Below are 20,296 nucleotides of genomic sequence, written 5' to 3'. Positions count from 1 at the left end.
GAAGTGGGCCGGGGAGGAACGGCCCGGGAGGTATTTTTTTTTTTTTGGGTGTTTGTGGTTTCCCACTGGTTTTTTTTTCTCCGCCCTCTGTCACCCCCCCGGCGTTGTTGTCCCCGCAGCCGCTGACAGCGACCGCCGCCGAGCAAGGACCGGTCGGGGGCGCGCTGATGACGGCAAAGCCGACGGTAGTCGCCACGGGGGCGACGCCGCCGGCCGTCCAGGCGTCCTCGTACGTCGTCGCCGACCTCGAGACCGGCGAGGTACTCGCCGCGAAGGCGCCGCACGCGAAGCTGCGGCCGGCCAGCACGCTCAAGACGCTGACCGCGCTCGTGCTGCTCCCCCGGCTGAAGAAGACCGACCAGGTGATCGGGACCGACGGCGACGCCCAGATCATCGGCAGCAAGGTCGGTGTGTCCCCCGGGCTCAAGTACACGGTCAACCTGCTGTTCGAAGGCATGTTCCTGGCGTCCGGGAACGACGCCGTCCACGCGCTCTGCATGCATGACGAAGGCGGCGTCGACGCGACCATCCAGCGGATGAACGCGAAGGCCAAGGAGATCGGCGCGCTCGACACGCACGTCACCGACCCGACCGGCCTCGACGCGGACGGGCAGTTCTCCAGCGCCTACGACCTGGCGCTCTTCGCCCAGTCCGGGCTCGCGCGAGCAGACTTCGCGAAGTACGCGTCGACGAAGTTCACGAACTTTCCGATGACCACCAAGGGCACCTATCAGGTGGCGAACCAGAACAAACTGCTCTTCAAGTACGACGGCGCGCTGGGCGTGAAGACCGGGTACACCACGCTCGCCCGGAACACGTTCATCGGAGCGGCGAAGCGGAACGGCCACACCCTGGTCGTGACGATGATGAACGCCCCGCACGGCATCACCGAGGACGCCAGCAATCTGCTCACCTGGTCGTTCCAGAACTACGACAAGCTCAGCCCGGTCGGCACCCTGGTCAAGCCGGCGGACCCGCCGAAGGAAGCCAGCGGTACGTCGGACGGCAAGCCGCAGGCGGCCGGTGCGATTCCACCCGCCCGCCGTACGGCGGCACCTGAGCTCCACACGGTCAACTCGCTCTTCGTGAGCACGCCGGTCTGGTTCTGGGCCGCGCCCCCGGTCCTCCTCCTCGGCCTGTTCCTCCGCCGCCCCCGCCGACGCCGCCACTAACGTCCGAAAACACGCCAACCACATACTGCGGACCTTCGGACGTTAATCCGTCTCCTCGCTAACGTCCGAAAACACGCCGACCACGCACTGCGGACCTTCGGACGCTAACCCCACCACCTCGCTAACGTCCGAAAGACCGGAGAGCCCGTCTCCGGACCTTCGGACGTTAACCCCGCCACCTCGCTAACGTCCGAAAGACCGGAGAGCCCGTCTCCGGGTTTTCGGACGTTAGCGGGGTTAGCGGCGGGTGGAGCGGAGGGCTTTGGTGAGTTGTACGGCGATTGTCGTGGCGGCGACTCCTAGTACGGCGCCGGCGGTGACGGCTACTGTGTCGGCCTTCTTCTGCGGGATGGGGACGACCTTGTAGCGCTTGCCGGGTGGACCGAGCAGGAGCGGCTCCTCGACCGACATGCCAGCCGGGAGCGGGGCCTCGGCGATGCGGAGACGGGCGGTGTCGTCGGCCTCGCGAGCCATCGCGTCCAGGGTGGCTTCCTTGGTCCAGGCGGCGATCAGCATGATGACCCGGGTCATCAGGTAGATCCAGACCAGCAACGCGAGCGGAAGGGCCAGAGCGCCGTACGCCGCATTGGAACCGAGCACGTGGGTCACGTACACGTTGCCGAGCTTCTGGGCCAGGTAGAACACGATGCCACCGGCAACGGCCGCGATCAGCATCACCTTGCGGGGCAGGATGATCCGCGGCAGCGCGGTCTGCAGGTAGAGGAAGAGCAGCGCACCGGCCGAGATTCCGAGGACGAGACTGATCAGGTCGAGACCCCAGTTCGCCAGCCAGGTGCCGTCCAGGTCGGCCGCGGCGACGATCCGCTTCGACAGGCCGGTGAGGATCGAGGACGCACCGGTGCCGACGGCACCGATCACGCCGAGGCCGATCAGCGCGCCGAGGTCGGCGAGCTTGAGCTGGATCGCGTTCCCCGGCTGGTCGTCGAGCTCGTGCATGGACCGGATCGAGGCGCGCAGGGAGTCGATCCAGCCGAGACCGGTGAACAGCAGCGAGATCCCGGAGATCAGCCCGATCGTGCCCGCGTTGGCGATCAGCGCATCGATGTCGATCTTGTCGCCGACACCCGGGAGGTTCTTCTTCAAGCCGTCCTTGAGCGCCTGCACCGCCGAATGACCGAGCAGCGGGCCGGTGACGGCGGCGGCCAGCACGATCAGCGGGAACAACGACAGGAAGCCGAAGAAACTCGTTGCCCCGGCCAACCGGTTACCCCGGCGATCGCCGTACCGCTGCCAGGCGCGCCAGAGCTGCGTCCGCGCGAACCGCGCCCAGATCGCCTTGATGTTCATGAAGCTCCCGTACCCAAAAGTATTCAGCCCCAGGGGAAGGAGTCTCAGCCTGCCAGGGGGAACGAGCGCTGCGGCCGCCACACGCCGTCCGCGCCGTGCTCGTAACGGTCGAACGCTGTCACGTCGAACGCGCAGTCGTACTCCGACAACGTGTCGTACGCGCGGTCGAGCGCGTCCTTGTCGAGGTCGTGAGCGACCGTGACGTGCGGGTGGTACGGGAAGCGCAGATCCACCGCTAGCGGCCCTGACCGGACCTGCGACTGCAGCACCTCACACGACGAGATGCCCTCGGCCAGCGGCACGAACACCACCGGCGAGATCGGCCGGAAGGTCGCCGTACCGCGGAGCCGGATCCGGAAGCTCGGGAACCGCGCGGCCACCGCGAGCAGGTGCTCGTCGATCGCCGCCAATGCGTCGTCGTCGATCTCGGTCGGCGGCAGCAGCGTCACGTGGGTCGGGATCGAGGCGGCCATCGGGTCGCCGAACTCGGCGCGGTGCTTCTGCAGCTCCGAGCCGAAGGGTTCCGCGATCGGGATCGCGACCCCGATGGTCGCCACTATCGAACCGCCGCAGGAACGAAGCCGAGCCTGTCGTAGACGCGGGTCAGCGTCCGCGAGGTGACCTCCCGCGCCCGCTCGGCGCCGGCGCCCAGGATCGCGTCCAGCTGCGCCTTGTCGTCGAGATAGGCCAGCGTCTTCTCACGGAACGGCGTGACGAACTCGACCACGACCTCGGCCAGGTCCTTCTTGAAGTCGCCGTACCCACGACCGGCGTACTCGTCCTCGAGCTCGCTGATCTTCTTGCCGGTCAGCGCCGAGTAGATGGTCAGCAGGTTGGCGACCCCGGCCTTGTTCTCCGGGTCGAAGATCACGTCGCGACCGGAGTCGGTGACCGCGGAGCGGATCTTCTTCGCGCTCACCTTCGGGTCGTCGAGCAGGTCGATGATGCCGGCCGGCGAGGACGACGACTTGCTCATCTTCGCGGTCGGGTCCTGCAGGTCGGAGATCTTCGCGGTCTCCTTGACGATGTACGGCTCGGGCAGCCGGAAGGTCTTGCCGAACCGGTGGTTGAAGCGCCCGGCCAGGTCGCGGGTCAGCTCCAGGTGCTGGCGCTGGTCCTCGCCGACCGGAACGCGGTCGGCCTGGTAGATCAGGATGTCCGCGGCCTGCAGGATCGGGTAGGTGAACAGGCCGACCGTCGCGCGCTCGGCGCCACCCTTGGCGGACTTGTCCTTGAACTGCGTCATCCGGCTCGCTTCACCGAACCCCGTGATGCACCCCAGCACCCAGCCCAGCTGCGCGTGCTCCGGCACGTGCGACTGGACGAACAGCGTCGACCGCTCCGGGTCGATCCCGGCCGCCAGCAGCTGCGCGACCGAACGCCGGGTCCGCTCCCGCAGCGCCTTCGGCTCGTACTCCACGGTGATCGCGTGCAGATCGACCACGCAGTAGAACGCCTCGTGGTCGTCCTGCAGCGCCACCCACTGCCGCACCGCCCCGAGGTAGTTGCCGAAGTGGAAGGAGTCCGCCGTCGGCTGGATCCCGGACAGCACCCGGGGGCGCCGCTCGGTTCCGGCTGCGGAGGGGTCAGGCGCAGCGAGGGACATACCCCCGATTCTGCCAGCGTCCCGGTCCTTGTTCACACCGGGTCACCTCCGGGGGTCATAACCCATGAATGATGTTTGATCAGGCGTTGGTGGCGGGGTTGCCGTCGACGGCGGCGGCGAGCTTGGGGACGAGCTTGTCGAGGACGATCGGCAGGCTCAGCACCGAGACGAAGCTGGTCGCGCCGTACAGGTCGTCGTCGTAGTTCTCCTCGATGAAGATGTCGCGCGCCTCGGTGCGGACCTTGAGGTTCTTCAGCAGCGGATCGGCCTTCAGCTTGGCCGTGCCGTCCTTGGGCGGGAACCAGACCACGACCTGCTGGTCGAGCAGCGAGATCTTCTCGGCACTGATGTTGGCGCCGAACTTGTCACCGATCACCTTGCCCACCTCGGGCGGCAGCACGAACCCGAGGTCGGTGAGCACCTTCTCGCGCGGGTCCTGCGGCCCGTAGACGAAGTAGCCCTCGTACGGCGAGGCCATCAGCGCGGTTTTGCCCTTGAACTCGGGGTGTGCGGCGCGCGCGGCCTCGAACTGCTTCTCGACACCGGCGACGAGCTCATCGGCGGCCTTCGGCTTGCCGACCGCCTGCCCGACCGTCTTCGTGACGGTCTGCCAGGTGACGCTGTAGTCCGCGCCGCCGTCGGCCGGCTGCGCCACGGTCGGAGCGATCGCGGTGAGCTTCTTGTAGTCGTCGGCCGTGATCCCGGAGTACAGGCCGATGATCAGGTCCGGCGCGAGCGCCGCGACCTTCTCGAACTGGATGCCGTCCTTGTCACTCAGCACCGTCGGCAACGCGCCGCTGCCGAGCTTCGCCTTCGCCCATGGGAACAGCGCCCCCGGCTTGTCGCCGAACCACTCGGTGGTTCCAACCGGTACGACGCCCAACGCGAGCAGCGCGTCCTGCTCGACCAGGCCAACCGCCACGACGCGCTTCGGCGCCTCCTTGATGACCGCGTCGCCCCACTTGTTCTTGATCGTGACGGGGAACGCACCGGCCTCCGCCGAGCCCTGGGACTGCCCAGCGGCCGGGGCGTCCTTGGTGTCGGCACCACAGGCGGACAAGGCGAGCAGGGGGACGACGAGCAGCACGAGCGGACGCAGCAGGTTGCGCATCGGGGCCTCACAGGGGTGAATGTTTTAGGTTGCCCTAACCTAACCTACTCACGCACGGTGATATTTGGTGACTGCCTTGTCCTTCTTCAGCTCATCGGCCGCCGCCTGGATCCTGCCGGTCCAGTCGCTCACCGGTACGCCGCCGGCCAGGAACTCGGCCGTCGCCTCCGCCGCGGCGGTCGCGAACGCGGGATACCAGCTGTCGAAGTACCACGTGATCGCCTGATCGCCCGCTGCACCAAGGAGATCGCGAGCGGAGCGCAACGCCGTACCGACCTCGAGGCCATCGGCCGCACCCCGCACGATCGTGAGCTGGTTGGCCTCCGTGGTGACCTGCGCGGCGACATCCGTCGACAACGCGGCCCGCAGAAATTCCAGCCCACCAGCCTTGTTCTTGCCCTTCTCAGCCACCAGGTACGGCGAGGTCGCGGCCACATGCAGCCCGCGCGGCAACGCGGCCGAGCCGTCCAGCGCCGGTACGCCGAACATGGTCAGCGCGAAGGTCTTCGGCACCAACGGCTTCATCTCGTTCTCGAGCCAGTTGCCGCACGGCAGCATCCCGGCTTTGCTTGCCAGGAAGCGTTTCTGGGCAGTGATGTGGTCGTACTTCGCGCTGCCGGGCGCGATCAGCCCGCGCTTGACCAGGTCCCCGATCGCCGAGATCGCCCGGACCAGACTGCTGTCCCGCCAGGCGCCGTCCTCGAGATTGTCGATCCGCTTCACCACGTCGTGCCCGCCGGTCTTCGCGGCCAGCGTGAGGATCAGCTCGAGCAGGTAGTACGGATGCGTGCCGGGGTGCACCAACGCACCTAACCCGGCACCCTTCATTTCGGTGCCGAGGGCAACCAACTCCGGCCACGTCCGCGGCACATCCCAACCATGCCGCTGGAACAGCGTCGCCGAATACCACAGCCCGTAAACAGTCGCGACGTAGTTGATCGTCCGCTGCGTCCCGTCGTACCGGCCGAAGTCCAGCATCCCGGGCAGGATCGAGTCCGCGACCTTCGCCTTCGGGTTGTCCCACGCCGGCCCGTCCAGCACAGCCCGCAGGTCCGCGACCTGCCCCTGTGCCACCAACCGCCCGACATCCAGCGTCTTGTCGCCGACATTCAGTACGACGTCCGGCGGCCCACCGGCCTGGAACCGCGGCAGCACCTTGTCCCGCAACTGCGGCACCACCGCCGACGAGACCATCGACCCCGGATACTTCTTCCGGTACGCCGCCGCCGCGAACCCGCCGTACTCGGCCCCGGCCACCACCTCGAGCGGCAACGCCCCCGGGCTGGCAGCAGTAGGAGCGCTCTCCGGCGTACCCGTCGAGCATCCGCTCAATACGGCGCCGGCGAGCGCTCCCTGAAGAACCGTCCGCCGTTTCAGCACCCCGGCAGACTAATGCTTCAACCGGTCGGAGAGGTCGGTCACCACCAGCTTGCCGTCGTCGTACTGCATGAACTCTTTGGCGCCGTGCTGCTTCATCACCTCCAGCGCCAGGTGGATCGGCACCGAGACCCGCAGCTCGTCCGGGTGCCACTGGTACGGATCGTTGAGGGTGACCCGCACCTTCGCTCGGGCCGGATCGCTCTTGTCGACCAACTGGATACAGAGGTAGTCGATCTCACCGAAGGTGTACTCCCAGTCGGCACCGCCACCTTTGGCGTTGTAGGTGGTGATGTAGGGCGTGCCGTCCAGCGGCGTGTAGTCGTGCACCACCGACTTGAACGACGACTGGTCGTGGAATTCCTGCATCGAGTAGGTCTTCGGTGTGCCGCTTCCCGCCAAGTAGTGCTCGAAAGTCGGCCCCGCGTGCGGATAGTTCGCCAGGACGCGGCGCGCCAGGTCCGTGATCTCCGGCGCCAGGAGGTCGGACAGCGCCGGTACCGGGGTCGCGTTCAATCCGCATCTCAGCGCCCAGGTCAGGTACGGCGGCTTGCCGGCAGCCTTGAGAGCGTCCCACTCCCCCGACTCGACCATCTCGTTGGCCAGCGCGACCGCCTGCACCGTCAGGCCGACCACATTGCCGTTGGCCAGAATCCGTAACACGTACCTTGGCAACGCCATCACGGCGGCCCCCGCCCAGGCCGGCCAGGTTCCTACGTGCTCCTCCACCCAGCGCGTCTCGACCTGGAGTATCAGGTTGGACGACGTTGTGACGCCGGGTGGATTGATCGTCGACGGGCGCGTGGCGGGCGCACCCGGATCGGTCAGCGGCGCGCCCTCGGCAGGCCGGCCATCGACGGCCGCCGGCGTCGCTGCGGGTTCGACGGCTGCTGGAGCTTGGGCGACACCCTGGTCGAGGGCGGCCCACGTGCCGGCTCCTACGCCGCCGGTGGCGGCTCCCAGTTCGGGGTGGCGCATCTGGAAGGCGATGACGGCTGCTTCGGTGGTGGCGTTGAAGTCGCCGTCGACGGGCAGCGGGACGCCCTGGCTGCTCAGCAGTTGCTGCAGGACCATCACGGCAGCACCTTTGTCGCCCAGGCCCAGGTTCGGGCGACGGCCGGGCCGGCCGGCGTCGTTCTCCAAGGTGCTGACAGCGCGGTTGCCGGCCTTGCGTTGGAGGTCGAGCATCGGGTGATCGGGGCCACCGTCGTCAGGACGGCGGGCCGCAGGTGTCGGCTGGGCGCGTAGATCGCGTTCGTAGTCCACCGGAACCCCCGTTCGGTCAGGCACACCAGTCTTGTGCCTGACCGTTTCACCGGGATCTCACCGCGGTATTACTACTTCACGCCGCCCTGGGTGACGGAGACCTGCAGCTGACGCTGGAAGATGATGTAGACCACCAGGACCGGCGCCACCGTGATGATCACGGCCGCGAACAGGGCACCGAAGTCGACCGCGTAACCGGCCTGCGACGCGAACGAGGCCATGCCCTGGGAGAGCACGTAGTTGTTCGAGTCGGTGTTCAGGGCCACCGGGAGCAGGAACTGGTTCCACAGACCCAGGAAGTTGAAGATGGCGACCGAGGCCATGCCCGGGCGCGCCATCGGCAGCATCACCGAGAAGAACGTGCGCCACTCGCCGGCGCCGTCGATCTGCGCCGCTTCGTAGATCTCGCCCGGCAGCGCCTTGAAGAAGCTGTGCAGGAAGAACACGGTGAACGGCAGCGCGAACGCGACGTAGGTGATGATCAGCCCGGGCAGGGTGTTCAGCAGCGAGAGGTTCTTCAGCACGAAGAACAGCGGCACGATCGCCAGGAAGACCGGGAAGGTCAGACCGGCCAGCATGGAGTAGTAGATCAGCCGGTTGCCGGGGAACGTGAACCTGGCCAGCACGTAGGCGCACATGGCGCCCAGGACCATGACCAGCACCAGTGCGGTACCGACGACGATCACCGTGTTGAAGAAGTAGCGGCCGATCCCGGCCGTCGTCCAGGCGTTGGAGTAGTTCTCGAAGTGCAGCTTGGACGGTAGTGCCAGCGGGTTGCCCAGCACCTCCTGCGTCGACTTGAACGAGGACAGCAGCGTCCACACCAGCGGCAGGATGACCAGCAGCGACCACAGGATCAGCGCGATGTGGGCGGTGGTCGCCACCCCGCGGCCTTCCTTGGGCCGCCGGGAGGGGACCCGGGCCACGACGTCGGCCCGTTCGGCGGTGGTTGTCGTCATGGTCGTACCTTTACTTTCCGCTGGTCACGTCCGCCGGTCAGGGCGTTCACCGTGAAGACCACGAGCGCGAACAGCATCGTCACCGCGGCCAGGACCACGCCCATCGCCGTCGAGTAACCGAACTGTCCCTTGCTGAAGGCCGTGGTGAACAGCTGCTGGGGCATGACCAGGGTCGAGTTCTGCGGCCCACCGCCGGGGTTCAGCGCCTGCATGTAGACGAAGGCGTCGAGGGCGGCGATGCCGAGGTAGACGTACGCCGTCTGCACGTTGTCGCGGATCAGCGGCACGGTCAGCGAGATCGCGGTCCGGAACCGGCCGGCCCCGTCGATCCGGGCTGCCTCGAACACCTCGGGGTCGATGCCCCGGATGGCGGCGATGAACAGCACCATGTAGAAACCGACGGCACCCCAGATCATCACGAACATCGAGGCCGGCATCGCGGTCCGGGCATCCCCGAGCCAGGCGTAGTTCTCGAACCCGTGCAGCCCGATCTTCGACAGCACCGCGTCCAGGATGCCCGAGCTGGGGGTGAACACCTGGGCCCAGATCAGACCGATCACGATCGCCGGGATCACGTACGGGAAGAACGAGATGATCCGGTAGAAGCCCGCGTTCCGCAGCCCGCGGATGGTGCCCGTCCCCGAGCCGCCGATCGTGACGAGGGTCGCCAGGGTCAGCGACAGCACGATCGTGACGATCGGTACGACGATCGCCAGCAGCACGTTGTTGCGAACGGCCTTGAGGAAGATGTCGTCGTGGAACAGCTTCACGTAGTTGTCGAAGCCGACGAAGTTCATCCCCGAGGAGAAGCCGGACCAGTCGGTCAGCGAGTACCACAGGGCCTGCACGAACGGCGAGACCACGAAGATCACGAAGACCGCCAGCGGCAGGCCGAGGAACACGACCATGAAGCTGACGCGGTCGAAGGTCAACGGCCGGCGACGCCGGGGGACGGACCTTTTCGGTCCGCCTCCCGGCACGGCCTCTTGCGTCATGGTCACTTGGTGACCGGGATCTTCTTGACGGAGCTGTCGTTACGCACCTTGTCGGTGATCTGCTGCAGGCCCTTGGTGAGGGCCGCCGCGTCCGCCTGGCCGGACAGGAACGAGTTCCAGACCACGAGCTGGTCGGTGTTCATGCCGTACAGGCCGAAGACCTGGTAGTCGAAGATGTTGGTGCCGGCGGCATCCAGCATCGCGGACTGCGACTGCAGCGCGGTCGAACCGAAACCGTCGGCGGGCACCAGGCCCTTGACGATCGTCGGCGCCAGCCGCGTCTTGGCGAAGTTGGTCGCCGCCTCCTTGGACAGCATCGCCCGCAGGAGTTCCTTGCCGCCGGCAACGTTCTTGCCCTTGGCCGGGATGATGAACGGCTCGCCGGCCGCGCTGCGCAGCGCCTCGTACGGCAGCTTCGGGCTCTCGGTGAGCGTCGGCTCCGGGATGCCCTTCATGTTGAAGCCGTCCTTGGTGGCCTTCTTCATCTCGTTCTCGATCCACGAGCCCGAGGGGTAGAGGATGGCCTGCTGGTCGTTGCTCCACTTCGCCTGCGCGGCGGTGAACTGGGTACCGGCGCCGCCCGGAACGAAGTAGCCGTTCTTGACCATCGTCTCCAGGGCCTTGAAGATGCCCTGGAACTGCGGCATCGACCAGCAGTTCTCCTTGAGGTTCTCCAGCGCCAGCCGGACCTCGTCACCACCCTCCTTGATGGCGCCGTCGACGGCCATCGTGTGGTAGTAGGTCGCGGCTTCCTTGCCCCAGACGAACAGGTACTTGCCCTTGGCCTTGGCCTTGGCGCCCAGGTCGAGCAGGGCGTCGTAGGTCTTCGGCGGCTCCCAGCCGTTCTCCTTGAACAGGCTGTCGGAGTACCACAGGCCGTAGAGGGTGAGCACGTAGTTCATCGCGACGAACTTGCCGTCGAAGGTGCCCGGGATCTTGGCACCCGGGTACAGGGTGTCGGCGATCTTCGTGCCCTCGTAGTTGTTCGCCTCGAAGACGTCGTCCAGCGGGGCCAGCTGGTCCAGGATCGTGTTGAAGCCGATCTGGTTCGCGCCGGAGTTGTCGATCAGGTCCGGCGGGTTGCCACCGACGAAGCGCGGCTGCAGCTGCTGGGCGATCTGGGTCGACGGGGCGACCTTGAACGCCGAGCCGGCCCACTTCTTCTGCGCGATGTCGGCCGCGAACTGCACGTAGTCGTAGCCGTAGCCACCGTTGAAGATGATGGCCTCGACGGTCGCCTTGTCGGCCAGGCCGAACGGGTTGTCGGCCGACTTGTCGGCGCCACTACTGGTGCCGGTCTTGTCGTCGCCACCACCGGCGGCACATGCGGCCAGCAGCGTGCTGCCGCCAGTGGCCAGCAGGGTGCCGACCGCCGCGCGCTGCAGGAACAGCCGCCGCGACAGGGGGTTGGGAGTGGTCATGGGTCCCGCCTTCCGAGAGTGTTTCAGGCAGTACGCCGGATCCGGCCGGCGTACTGTGCTTCGAGGGCGTGATTGTGCTCGTCGCCGCCCGGGATGTTTGCCGACAGGTAGACCGGAGGGGTCTGGCCTGCCTCGGTGAGCCGGCGCAAGGTTTCTGCGACCAGCATCTGCGCAATCAGCGCCGCCGTGATGGAAGACACGGCACAGACCTTGCCACCCCCGGGCAGGTCCAGCACGGAATCGCCGTACGGAGCCTGGTTGTCCAGGACGACGTCCGCGAAGTCGATGAGTTTCTTGCCGGACGGGTGCCGCGAGTCCACGCCGGCGGTGTGCTGCAGCGAGGTGATCGCGATCAGCGGGTGACCGTGCTCCTTGACCACCCTGGCGAGCTCGACGATCGAGCCGTTCACGCCGGAGTTGGAGGCGATCACGAACAGGTCGCCCGCGCGGGCGGCGGAGAGTTCGTAGAGCTTGCGGCTGTACGACGGGTCGCGCTCCAGCTCGGCGCTGCGCAGTAGCTCGGCCGGTTCGCCGCCCAGCAGGACAAGGTCCCGCAGCGCGATCCGGTTGGTCGCGATCAGCCCACCGGCGCGGCCCGCGATCTCCATCGCGAGGGCCTCGGAGTGACCGGACCCGAAGGCCTGGATGACGCCGTTCGCCCGCAGGGAGGTGGCGAACAGATCGGCCGCCTGCTGGATCGGGCCGTCGATCTGCGCGGTCACGGCGGCGAGGATCGGGGTCAGGGCGTGAACAAAGTTCTGCGCGCTGACGCCGGTGTTCTCCCCGGACCCGGCCTGGTCACTGCTGGCCATGTTCGGCCCCACCCCTCGGTTCTCTCTGTGCCGCGACACGCTGTGATGCTCTTTTCATGCCGACAACTGCGCAAGTTTGCGGTTTGCTGGACAGAACTTTTCTCAAGTGGCAGCTAAAGTCAAGGCGCATCCCGCTACGACCCCCAGATCGGGACCGTTGTGTGACCTTGTCCATAGGTGTTCATTACGATCCCTTTTGAGCAGTTTGGAGCATTGCGTATGTCGGTAGAACGCCCGCTGCCGGAACCTGCGGACTCAGTGGTCTTGATGCCAGCGTCGACCCTGGTCCTGGGTGGTGACCTCGGCGGTACCTCCACCCGGATCGTGATCGCCGACTCTGAGGGCAACGTAGTCGGCCGCGGGGCCGCTGCCGGCGGAAACCCGACCAGCCACCCGACGACCGCCGCGGCCAACTTCGGCCAGGCCCTTCACACCGCGCTGACCGGGGTCGACCCGGCCCGCGTCGAGGCCGCCGTGATCGGGGCCGCGGGCGGCTCGGCCCTCGCCATACCGGAGGTGAAGGCGCAGTTCGACGCGGCCTGGTCCGGTGCCGGACTGTCGGTCGAGGCGGAGTTCATCGGCGATCTGGAGGTCGCTTTCGCATCCGGTACGCCGGAACCGGACGGACATGTGCTGATTTCGGGCACGGGCAGCAACGCTGGGTTAGTCCAGGAGCACCGGCTGGTCCGGACCGCGGGCGGCCACGGCTGGCTGCTCGGCGACGAGGGCTCCGGGTTCTGGCTCGGTCGCGAGGCCGTGCGCAGCGTGCTGCTCGCCTTCGATCTGGAGGAGCCGCTCGGCCTGCTCGGCGAATCCGTCCTGCAGGCTTTGCTGCCGGACCACGATCCGGGCGTTTTCGCGCAGCGTGACGGCTTCGAAATCGTGCGTAACGACGTCATCCGGGTGGTGAACAACCGCCCACCGGTCCTGATGGCCGAACTGGCCCGCACGGTGGTCTCGTCGTCCGAACAAGGTGACCGGACCGCCCAGGCCCTGGTGAAACGCGCAGCCGAATTGCTCATTGAGACGGTCGGCCGGATCAGGACAACGAAGGACACGACCCCGCTGATCCTCGCGGGCAGTGTCGCCGGTGAACAATCTCCGGTCGGACGCCTGCTGCGGGAGGCCTTTCACGAGCAGTTCGCCGGGGAGATCCTGACCGCCCGCGACGGCGTCAGCGGTGCCACCTGGCTCGCCCTCGGCGCGCTCGATCCTGCCCTGGCGACCCAGGAGAACCACACCCGGTTGGTCAGTTAGGGCCGGACAGTCGATCCGAAAGGGTCGGGTCCGACGTATCTCTCACCTGGGCAGGTTCCTCCTTCTTAGTGTGAAAGACATGTTCGAGACCGACGTACGGCTGGAGAGCGGGCGCGCGCTGCATGTATATGACAGCGCGCCCTGTGACGATGCCCGGCTCGCGGTCGTGACCCTCGGTGTCCCGACGGACACCCTGTACGACGCCGGCGAGTGGCTGGGTATCCGCTGGATCTCCTGCGACCTGCCGTCGACGACCGCGGCCGATGTGACCGCGGTCGTCGACGCGGCCGGGGTCGGCACCTTCGCCGTGATGGGCCACGCCGAGGGCGGCGCGCTCGCTCTCCGTACGGCGGCCCTCCTGGGCGACCGCGTTGAAGCCGCAGTCACCTTCGGCAGCACGCTCCCCGCGGACTTCATCCTGATCGCGATCCAGACCCCGGTCCTGCTCTGCCACGGCCTCGACGACCGCGTCGCCCCGGCTGACAACAGCCGCTGGCTCGCCAGCCAGATCGAACTGGCCACCCTCGACCTGCATCCCGGCGCCGACCACACCTCGATCCTCGACCAGGCCGAGCCCGCCCTCGAGTGGATCCGCGACCACACCGGCTGACATTCCAAGCAACAGCTTGACATTGGATTCAGTGCGGCGCATATTCCAAGCATGTCTTTGGAGAAGCGGACGCGGCTGCTGGATGATCCGTTGGCGATCCGGGCAATGGCGCATCCGGTGCGGCTGGATCTGCAGAACCTGCTCGGGCGCGAAGGCCCGATGACCGCGGCCGACGCGGCGCGACACCTGGGGATCAGTCAGGCACTGGCCTCGCATCACCTGCGCCAGTTGGCGAAGTACGACTTCGTCGAGCCCGCGCCGGGAAAGGACAACCGGGAGCGGCCCTGGCGGTTGGTGTCCACGTCGACATCCTGGCGGGATGCGACCAGCACTCCCGAGGGGGCCGCAGCGGCCGACGTACTGGAGCAGTTGCTGGCCGAGCGGGCTTTGGAGTCGCTCGCGGAGTGGCAGCGGCAGCGGCCGCACGAGGAGCCGATCTGGCGTGACCACGCGGGGATCGGCCGCAGTGGGATCTATCTGACCGGCGACGAACTGGCTGAACTGATGCAACAGATCAACAGTCTGGTCGAGCGGTACGTCGAGGAGCGCCCGATCGACGATCAGTCGACCCGCCCCGAAGGCAGCCGCTACGTCTCCATCACCCAGATCGTCACCGTGCAATGAAGAACTTGTGGGGCGTCCTCGCGCGGCAGCGCGACTACCGGCTGGTGCTCAGCGCCGGCCTGATCTCTCTCACCGGCGACTGGCTACTCCGCACCGGCCTCGCCTTCCAGATCTACGTGCTGACCGGATCGACACTGGCCTCCGGCGGCCTGTTGCTGGCCTCATTCGCCCCGACTGTCCTGCTCGGCTCACTGGCCGGCGTCTTCGTTGACCGCTGGGACCAGCGCAAGACGATGATCGTGACGAACGTGCTGAATGCGGCCGTTCTCCTTCCCCTGCTAGCGGTTCGCGGTGCTAGCACCATCTGGATCGTGTACGGCGTTGTGCTGCTGCAGGCGTGTTTGCAACAGTTCTTCCAACCGGCCGAACAATCGCTGATCCCGGTCCTGGTTGAGCCGAAGCAGCTCGTCACGGCGAATGCCTTGAACAGTCAGATCCGCGATCTCGCGCGATTGATCGGTGCCGCGATCGGTGGTGTGCTCACCGCGGCCGGTGGGCTGACGCTGCTGGCGATCGCCGATGCCGTGACGTTCCTGCTCGCGGTTGCCCTGCTGTCCGCCGTACGGCATCGGACCGAGCGGATCCGCGAGGTTGTCGAGGCGGCCGGTGGCGCGATCCGGCGGCTGCGCGCCGAGTGGACCGACGGGCTGAAGCTGTGCGTCGGCAGCCCGGGGATGCGGCTGCTTTTCGTGTACTGCTTGGTGACCGGGCTCGGCGAAGGCATCATGAGCACGCTCTTCGCGCCGTTCGTCGCCACCGAACTGGGCGGTGACGGCAAGGCCTACGGCCTGATCGTTTCGTCCCAGGCGATCGGCGGGATCGTCGGCGGCCTGGTCGCCGCCGCGATCGGCTCACGGTTGCCTGCGGCAACCATGTGGGGTGTCGGCGCCTTCTTCTTCGGCGTGATCGACCTGGCGATGTTCTGCTCACCGCTCGTCTCGGACAGCCTGATCCCGGCGTTCGTCTGCATGATCCTGGTCGGCCTGCCCGGTGCCTTCTCGGTCGCCGGACTGATGACCACGCTGCAGCAACTCACCACCGACGGCACCCGCGGCCGCATCTTCGGCGCCATCATGGCCGCCGAAGGTGGCACGGTGCTGATCGGCATCGCCGCCGCCGGCCTGCTCGGCGAGACGGTCGGCATCATCCCGATCCTGGTCTTCCAGGGCCTTGGATACGTCGTCGGTGGTGTCGTGATCCTCAGTCGGCGACGGGTTCTCCGTCCGGAACCGGCTGCCCCTCTGCCTGCGTGACCTGGTGCAGGCGGACCCGGGCGACCCGGCGGCCGTCCATCTCGGTCACCGTCAGCGTGTGATGGTCGACCTGGGCCGACTCACCGACCGCGGGGACCTTGCCGAGCTGGGCTGCGAGGAACCCGCCGACCGTCTCGTACGGACCGTCGGGCAGCTCGAGACCGGTCTCATCCGCGAAGTCGTCCAGGTTCAGCAGGCCGTCGACCTCCATGTCGCCGCTGCGGAACCGCGTGGTCTCGGGTGACTCCTCGTCGTACTCGTCCCTGATGTCGCCGATCAGCTCCTCGACCAGGTCCTCGAGGGTGACGATGCCCGCCGTACCGCCGTACTCGTCGAGGACGATCGCGAGGTGGGTGCTGCGGCGGCGCATCTCGGTCAGCGTCGGTAGCAGCTTCGCGGTGTCCGGCAGCATCAGCACCTCACGCGCCAGGTCGCCGACCCGGACCGAGCGCGAGGCGACCGCCGGGTCGAACAGGTCCCGGACGTGCACGAACCCGACGATGTCGTCGGCCGAACCGTTCATCACCGGGTAGCGCGAGTGCGGGCGCTCGGCCGCGAACTTCACTGCCTTGTACGCCGGCATCTCCGCGTCCACGAAGTCGACCTCGGTCCGGGGCAGCATCAGCTCGCGCAACTGGCGGCTGCCCGCCTCGAACACGTCGTCGACGATCCGTCGCTCCTCCTCACCGAGCGACTCGTGCGCGGAGATCACGTCGCGCAGCTCCTCGTCGGACATCACCTCACGGTTCGCGTTCGGGTCGCCGCCGAGCGCCCGGACCACCAGGTCCGTGGACTTCGACAGCAGCCAGATCACCGGGCGGGCGCCGGAGGCGATCCGGTCCACCAGCGGCGCCAGGCCGAGCGCGAACGTCTCGGCCCGCTGCAGCGCGAGTCGCTTGGCCGCGAGCTCACCGAGCACGATCGACACGTAAGAGATCAGCACAGTGATGAGGATCAGGGCGACCGTGGCGGAGACGCCTTCGGGCAGACCGAGATCCTGGAGGTGCGGAGCGAGGGCGTCAGCCAGGGTCGCGCCACCGAAGGCGGCGGACAGGAAGCCCATCAGGGTCACGCCGATCTGTACGGCGGACAGGAACCGGTTCGGGTTGGCGGCCACCCGGGCCACCGTCTCGCCGCGCTTGCCGCGGTGCGAAAGGGCCTTGACCTGGGACTCGCGGAGCGAGACCAGCGCCATCTCGGCGGCGGCGAACACCCCGCCGATCAGCACGAACACCAGGATCAGGACGATATTGAGAACTGTCTCGTTCATGAGTGCGGGTTCCTAAAGCCCTCTCGGTGTATGTCGAGAGGGCGGGCGTTGGGCGTCGTCGTCCATATCATCAGGGTAGCGGTGGGCGGTCCCACGATGCATGTTCGACTTTGTTGGTTTACGATGATTCCTGGCCGTCCGTGTGCTGCGGCCGGGAAGGTCACACGATGAAGACACCGCGTGGTGTACGCCGTACGGACGCTCGACTGTCCGACGGCCGAGAGCTGATCTACTACGACCCGGCCGACGCGCCGGCCCGGGTTCCGCTCGAGGACACCCGCGGCCTGCCCGCGCCGCAGCCCCAGGTCGACCTGCGGACCGATCCGCTGACCGGTGACGTGATCACCTTCGCGACGCACCGCAACACCCGGACCTACCTGCCGCCGGCCGACCAGTGCCCGCTCTGTGCGAGCAAGCCGGGCAACCCGACCGAGATCCCCGACCACGACTACAACGTGGCCGTGTTCGAGAACCGGTTCCCGTCCTTCGCCGGTCCCGGCCGGACCGAGGTGCTCTGCTTCACCAGCGATCACAACAGCTCGTTCACCCAGCTCTCCCAGGGCCAGGCCCGGCTGGTCGTCGACGCCTGGGCCGACCGGAACGCCGACCTCAGCGCCCGCGACGACATCGAGTACGTCTTCCCGTTCGAGAACCGCGGCCGCGAGATCGGCGTCACGCTCAGCCACCCGCACGGCCAGATCTACGGCTACCCGTTCATCCCGCCGCGGATGCGCACCCTGATGACGCAGGCCCGCAAGCACCAGGAGGTTGCCGGCAGCAACCTGTTCGCCGACGTCCTGGCCGCCGAGCGCAAGGAGGGCACCCGGGTCGTCGCCGAGAACGGCAACTGGACCGCGTTCGTCCCCGAGGCCGCCCGCTGGCCGGTCGAGGTGCACCTGTACCCGCACCGCCAGGTGGCCGGCATCGACGACCTCTCGATCGGTGAGCGCGACGACTTCGCCCAGCTCTACCTCGACGTACTGAACCGCTTCGACAGCCTGTACGGCGATCCGCTCCCCTACATCGCCGCCTGGCACCAGGCCCCGGTCCGGATCGACCGCGAGCTCGGCTACCTTCACCTCGAGGTGCTGTCCATCCGCCGGGCAGCCGACAAGATCAAGTACCTGGCCGGTTCGGAGTCCGGGATGGGCGCCTTCATCAGCGACACCCGCCCGGAGGACGTGGCCGAGACCCTGCGGAAGGTGGCTCGCTCGTGAGCTTCGAAGACGTCTTCGGTACGGCGCCCGACGGCAGCTGGCGCGCTCCCGGGCGAGTGAACCTGATCGGCGAGCACACCGACTACAACGACGGTGTCGTGCTCCCGATCGCCCTGCCCGTCGAGGTCAAGGTGCATGCCTCGGCCCGCGATGACGGCCGGTTCGCGGTGTCATCCGTCGGGCACGACTCGGTCGTCGAGTTCGCCCTCGACGAACTGGCCCCGGACTCGGTCGACGGCTGGGCGGCGTACCCGGCCGGTGCGGCCTGGATCCTGCGCGAGTCCGGCTACCCGATCGGTGGCGCGAACCTGCTCTTCGATTCCGACGTCCCGACCGGGGCAGGTCTGTCGTCGTCGGCCGCGCTGCTGTGCGCCACCTTTGTTGCTGTGCTGGGTCTGTCCGACATCGAGGTCGAGCCGGCCGAGGTGGCCCGGCTCGCCCAGCGCGCCGAGAACCAGTACGTCGGCGCCCCGGTCGGCCTGATGGACCAGACCGCCTCGATGTGCTGCACGGCCGGTCACGCGCTGGCCTTCGACATCCGTTCGGGTTCGCTCGACCAGATCCCGTTCGATCCCGAGGCCGACGGTCTCAGCTTGCTGGTGGTCGATGTGAAGGCACCGCACCGGCACGCGGACGGCGAGTACGCGGCACGCCGTCGTAGCTGTGAACACGCCGCGGCCCAACTCGGCGTACCGGCTCTGCGTTCAGTTGCTTTTGAAGATCTGGACGACGCGCTGGCGCGGCTCGACGACGAGGTCGACCGGCGCCGGGCGCGGCACGTCGTCACCGAGATCAAGCGCACCGAAGACGCGATCGCGTTGATGAAGGCCGGACGGCTGCGCGAGGTCGGCCCGTTGTTCACCGCCTCGCACGCATCAATGCGCGACGACTTCGAGATCACCGTGCCGGAGCTCGACGTGGCGGTCGACACCGCGCTCGCCGCAGGTGCTCTCGGCGCGCGGATGACCGGTGGCGGTTTCGGCGGTTGCATCATCGCGCTGACCGCCTCGGATTCGGCCGACGCCGTACTGGCCGCGATCGAGAAAGCCTTTGCGGAGAAGGGTTTCACGGCACCCACCGCAATCGCGGCAACACCCTCCGCAGGCGCTTCGCGAATCAACTGATTGACCTCTTGCCCGTTCGTGCAAGAGTGCTGTACCAGCTCTGGGCACACCTCGCATCCCGGCGTACTTTCCCTTTAAGGGGAAGAACAATTGGGGGAAGTGGGGTGGGGGCAATGGTGCAGCCTTTGCCTGCCGGAAAACTCGCGGTGGGAACCGGTTGGCGCTATTCCAAGGGCGGCAAGCACGCCGCCTTCGACTACCCGGTCGGGATCGGTACGCCGGTCTTCGCGGTCCAGGACGGCGTCGTACTGGACTGTCACGACGGGGTGTCCAACAAGCCGCAGCCGGACGTCGTCGGCGCACCTTCGAACTGGGTGCTGCTCGGGATCACGCACGCCGGCCGCGAAGCATCCGTGCTCTATCAGCACCTGTCGCCGAAGCTGCTGGTGAAGAAAGGCCAGAAGGTCAAGGCCGGCGACCAGCTCGCGGAGTCCGGCTCCTCGGGTCACGCAACCGGCCCGCACCTGCACATGGCTGCGATGTGGGGCCACCGAACCGCGGCCACCCGCTACGACTATCTGGCGAACATCAGCGACCGCGAGAAGGCCCCGAACGGAACAGCAGCGAACGACATCTGCATCTTCCCGCCGGACCAGGTCTGCACAACAAAGAAGTCCGGCCTCGTGCCGCCGTTCTCGTCCGGCGAGGTGTTCCTCGACAAACTGTCCTTCGGTGTCACGAACTCCGACAGCGTGAAGCGCCTGCAATTCGCGCTGAACACCGTCAAGCTCGTCCACGGCCGCGAACTGAAGCTGAGCGGCAACTACGACATCGACACCAAGAACGAAGCCACGAAGTGGCAGATCCAGATCGACCACTGCGTACCGAACACGCGAGCCGCCGACGGAAACATCGGCCCCAAACAGGCTCAGAAACTCTTCGGCCCGAAATACACCCTGAAAGCCCACTCGTAG

Annotated in this window: 19 protein-coding genes; 8 read left to right on the top strand and 11 right to left on the bottom strand. The window is 67.3% G+C overall.

Annotated elements, in window-relative coordinates; translation table 11 throughout:
* The first annotated feature begins 167 nt into the window (after window positions 1-167).
* Window positions 168-1,172, top strand: coding sequence for a D-alanyl-D-alanine carboxypeptidase family protein (locus ACFVWG_RS13915; protein ID WP_391543604.1), 1,005 nt, complete (start codon window positions 168-170; stop codon window positions 1,170-1,172).
* 237 nt (window positions 1,173-1,409) lie between these two features.
* Here ACFVWG_RS13915 and ACFVWG_RS13910 read toward each other — a convergent pair whose 3' ends face one another.
* From ACFVWG_RS13910 to ACFVWG_RS13865, 10 genes are all read right to left on the bottom strand, one after another.
* Window positions 1,410-2,480 carry a YihY/virulence factor BrkB family protein gene (locus ACFVWG_RS13910; RefSeq protein WP_391543603.1) on the bottom strand — a complete coding sequence of 357 codons (1,071 nt, stop codon included), beginning with the start codon at window positions 2,478-2,480 and terminating at the stop codon, window positions 1,410-1,412.
* 44 nt (window positions 2,481-2,524) lie between these two features.
* Window positions 2,525-3,037, bottom strand: a complete 513-nt coding sequence (locus ACFVWG_RS13905; protein ID WP_391543602.1) for a 2'-5' RNA ligase family protein — start codon at window positions 3,035-3,037, stop codon at window positions 2,525-2,527.
* The gene (trpS, locus tag ACFVWG_RS13900) at window positions 3,037-4,086 is read right to left on the bottom strand and encodes a tryptophan--tRNA ligase (RefSeq protein WP_391543601.1); all 1,050 of its coding nucleotides are present in this window, start codon (window positions 4,084-4,086) and stop codon (window positions 3,037-3,039) included. Before trpS ends, ACFVWG_RS13905 begins: the two co-directional genes overlap by 1 nt.
* A gap of 79 nt (window positions 4,087-4,165) precedes the next feature.
* Window positions 4,166-5,197: an iron-siderophore ABC transporter substrate-binding protein gene (locus ACFVWG_RS13895; RefSeq protein WP_391543600.1), complete on the bottom strand. Its 1,032-nt coding sequence runs from the start codon at window positions 5,195-5,197 to the stop codon at window positions 4,166-4,168.
* A 48-nt stretch (window positions 5,198-5,245) separates the two neighbouring features.
* Window positions 5,246-6,577 carry an N-acetylglucosamine/diacetylchitobiose ABC transporter substrate-binding protein gene (gene ngcE / locus ACFVWG_RS13890; protein WP_391543599.1) on the bottom strand — a complete coding sequence of 444 codons (1,332 nt, stop codon included), beginning with the start codon at window positions 6,575-6,577 and terminating at the stop codon, window positions 5,246-5,248.
* Window positions 6,578-6,586: 9 nt separating this feature from the next.
* Complete coding sequence (locus tag ACFVWG_RS13885) at window positions 6,587-7,840, bottom strand: peptidoglycan-binding protein (RefSeq protein WP_391543598.1); 1,254 nt, start codon at window positions 7,838-7,840, stop codon at window positions 6,587-6,589.
* 71 nt (window positions 7,841-7,911) lie between these two features.
* Complete coding sequence (locus ACFVWG_RS13880; protein WP_391543597.1) at window positions 7,912-8,799, bottom strand: carbohydrate ABC transporter permease; 888 nt, start codon at window positions 8,797-8,799, stop codon at window positions 7,912-7,914.
* Entirely contained in the window at window positions 8,796-9,794 is a 999-nt protein-coding gene (locus ACFVWG_RS13875; RefSeq protein WP_391543596.1) for a carbohydrate ABC transporter permease, read from the bottom strand. The genes ACFVWG_RS13880 and ACFVWG_RS13875 overlap by 4 nt, the downstream gene beginning before the upstream one ends.
* 2 nt (window positions 9,795-9,796) lie before the next feature.
* The gene (gene ngcE, locus ACFVWG_RS13870; RefSeq protein ID WP_391543595.1) at window positions 9,797-11,215 is read right to left on the bottom strand and encodes an N-acetylglucosamine/diacetylchitobiose ABC transporter substrate-binding protein; all 1,419 of its coding nucleotides are present in this window, start codon (window positions 11,213-11,215) and stop codon (window positions 9,797-9,799) included.
* Between the two features lie 23 nt (window positions 11,216-11,238).
* A complete protein-coding gene (locus ACFVWG_RS13865) occupies window positions 11,239-12,027 on the bottom strand; it encodes a sugar isomerase domain-containing protein (RefSeq protein ID WP_391543594.1) in 789 nt (262 codons plus the stop codon).
* Between the two features lie 267 nt (window positions 12,028-12,294).
* Here ACFVWG_RS13865 and ACFVWG_RS13860 point away from each other — a divergent pair, with 267 nt between their 5' ends.
* The 4 genes from ACFVWG_RS13860 to ACFVWG_RS13845 all read left to right on the top strand — a co-directional run bounded on the left by ACFVWG_RS13860 (window position 12,295) and on the right by ACFVWG_RS13845 (window position 15,771).
* Entirely contained in the window at window positions 12,295-13,284 is a 990-nt protein-coding gene (locus ACFVWG_RS13860; RefSeq protein ID WP_391543593.1) for an N-acetylglucosamine kinase, read from the top strand.
* Between the two features lie 79 nt (window positions 13,285-13,363).
* Window positions 13,364-13,894 (top strand): alpha/beta fold hydrolase, encoded by a 531-nt coding sequence (locus ACFVWG_RS13855; RefSeq protein ID WP_391543592.1) that lies wholly within the window; start codon window positions 13,364-13,366, stop codon window positions 13,892-13,894.
* A gap of 51 nt (window positions 13,895-13,945) precedes the next feature.
* Window positions 13,946-14,518 (top strand): ArsR/SmtB family transcription factor, encoded by a 573-nt coding sequence (locus ACFVWG_RS13850; RefSeq protein WP_391543591.1) that lies wholly within the window; start codon window positions 13,946-13,948, stop codon window positions 14,516-14,518.
* Window positions 14,515-15,771, top strand: coding sequence for an MFS transporter (locus tag ACFVWG_RS13845; RefSeq protein ID WP_391543590.1), 1,257 nt, complete (start codon window positions 14,515-14,517; stop codon window positions 15,769-15,771). Before ACFVWG_RS13850 ends, ACFVWG_RS13845 begins: the two co-directional genes overlap by 4 nt.
* Here the strand turns inward: ACFVWG_RS13845 and ACFVWG_RS13840 are convergent.
* Window positions 15,719-17,041: a hemolysin family protein gene (locus ACFVWG_RS13840; RefSeq protein WP_391543588.1), complete on the bottom strand. Its 1,323-nt coding sequence runs from the start codon at window positions 17,039-17,041 to the stop codon at window positions 15,719-15,721. The genes ACFVWG_RS13845 and ACFVWG_RS13840 overlap by 53 nt on opposite strands.
* 167 nt (window positions 17,042-17,208) lie before the next feature.
* On the opposite strand from ACFVWG_RS13840, the gene galT reads away from it, so the two are divergent.
* The 3 genes from galT to ACFVWG_RS13825 all read left to right on the top strand — a co-directional run bounded on the left by galT (window position 17,209) and on the right by ACFVWG_RS13825 (window position 20,296).
* Window positions 17,209-18,258: a galactose-1-phosphate uridylyltransferase gene (gene galT / locus ACFVWG_RS13835; protein ID WP_391543586.1), complete on the top strand. Its 1,050-nt coding sequence runs from the start codon at window positions 17,209-17,211 to the stop codon at window positions 18,256-18,258.
* Window positions 18,255-19,382, top strand: coding sequence for a galactokinase (galK, locus tag ACFVWG_RS13830; RefSeq protein WP_391543585.1), 1,128 nt, complete (start codon window positions 18,255-18,257; stop codon window positions 19,380-19,382). Before galT ends, galK begins: the two co-directional genes overlap by 4 nt.
* Window positions 19,383-19,495: 113 nt before the next feature.
* Window positions 19,496-20,296, top strand: coding sequence for a M23 family metallopeptidase (locus ACFVWG_RS13825; RefSeq protein WP_391543584.1), 801 nt, complete (start codon window positions 19,496-19,498; stop codon window positions 20,294-20,296).

The organism is Kribbella sp. NPDC058245, assembly GCF_042882005.1.
Lineage (GTDB): Bacteria > Actinomycetota > Actinomycetes > Propionibacteriales > Kribbellaceae > Kribbella.
The sequence above is the reverse complement of the archived record's forward strand: the minus strand, read 5'-3'. Positions and strand labels throughout refer to the sequence as shown.

Bases quoted from the DNA above. Each gene is read 5' to 3' on its own strand.
- ACFVWG_RS13915 (WP_391543604.1), top strand. From the start codon at position 168: ATGACGGCAAAGCCGACGGTAGTCGCCACGGGGGCGACGCCGCCGGCC.
- ACFVWG_RS13910 (WP_391543603.1), bottom strand. From the start codon at position 2,480: ATGAACATCAAGGCGATCTGGGCGCGGTTCGCGCGGACGCAGCTCTGG.
- trpS (WP_391543601.1), bottom strand. From the start codon at position 4,086: ATGTCCCTCGCTGCGCCTGACCCCTCCGCAGCCGGAACCGAGCGGCGC.
- ACFVWG_RS13895 (WP_391543600.1), bottom strand. From the start codon at position 5,197: ATGCGCAACCTGCTGCGTCCGCTCGTGCTGCTCGTCGTCCCCCTGCTC.
- ACFVWG_RS13880 (WP_391543597.1), bottom strand. From the start codon at position 8,799: ATGACGACAACCACCGCCGAACGGGCCGACGTCGTGGCCCGGGTCCCC.
- ACFVWG_RS13875 (WP_391543596.1), bottom strand. From the start codon at position 9,794: ATGACGCAAGAGGCCGTGCCGGGAGGCGGACCGAAAAGGTCCGTCCCC.
- ngcE (WP_391543595.1), bottom strand. From the start codon at position 11,215: ATGACCACTCCCAACCCCCTGTCGCGGCGGCTGTTCCTGCAGCGCGCG.
- ACFVWG_RS13865 (WP_391543594.1), bottom strand. From the start codon at position 12,027: ATGGCCAGCAGTGACCAGGCCGGGTCCGGGGAGAACACCGGCGTCAGC.
- ACFVWG_RS13860 (WP_391543593.1), top strand. From the start codon at position 12,295: ATGCCAGCGTCGACCCTGGTCCTGGGTGGTGACCTCGGCGGTACCTCC.
- ACFVWG_RS13855 (WP_391543592.1), top strand. From the start codon at position 13,364: ATGTTCGAGACCGACGTACGGCTGGAGAGCGGGCGCGCGCTGCATGTA.
- ACFVWG_RS13850 (WP_391543591.1), top strand. From the start codon at position 13,946: ATGTCTTTGGAGAAGCGGACGCGGCTGCTGGATGATCCGTTGGCGATC.
- ACFVWG_RS13845 (WP_391543590.1), top strand. From the start codon at position 14,515: ATGAAGAACTTGTGGGGCGTCCTCGCGCGGCAGCGCGACTACCGGCTG.
- ACFVWG_RS13840 (WP_391543588.1), bottom strand. From the start codon at position 17,041: ATGAACGAGACAGTTCTCAATATCGTCCTGATCCTGGTGTTCGTGCTG.
- galT (WP_391543586.1), top strand. From the start codon at position 17,209: ATGAAGACACCGCGTGGTGTACGCCGTACGGACGCTCGACTGTCCGAC.
- ACFVWG_RS13825 (WP_391543584.1), top strand. From the start codon at position 19,496: ATGGTGCAGCCTTTGCCTGCCGGAAAACTCGCGGTGGGAACCGGTTGG.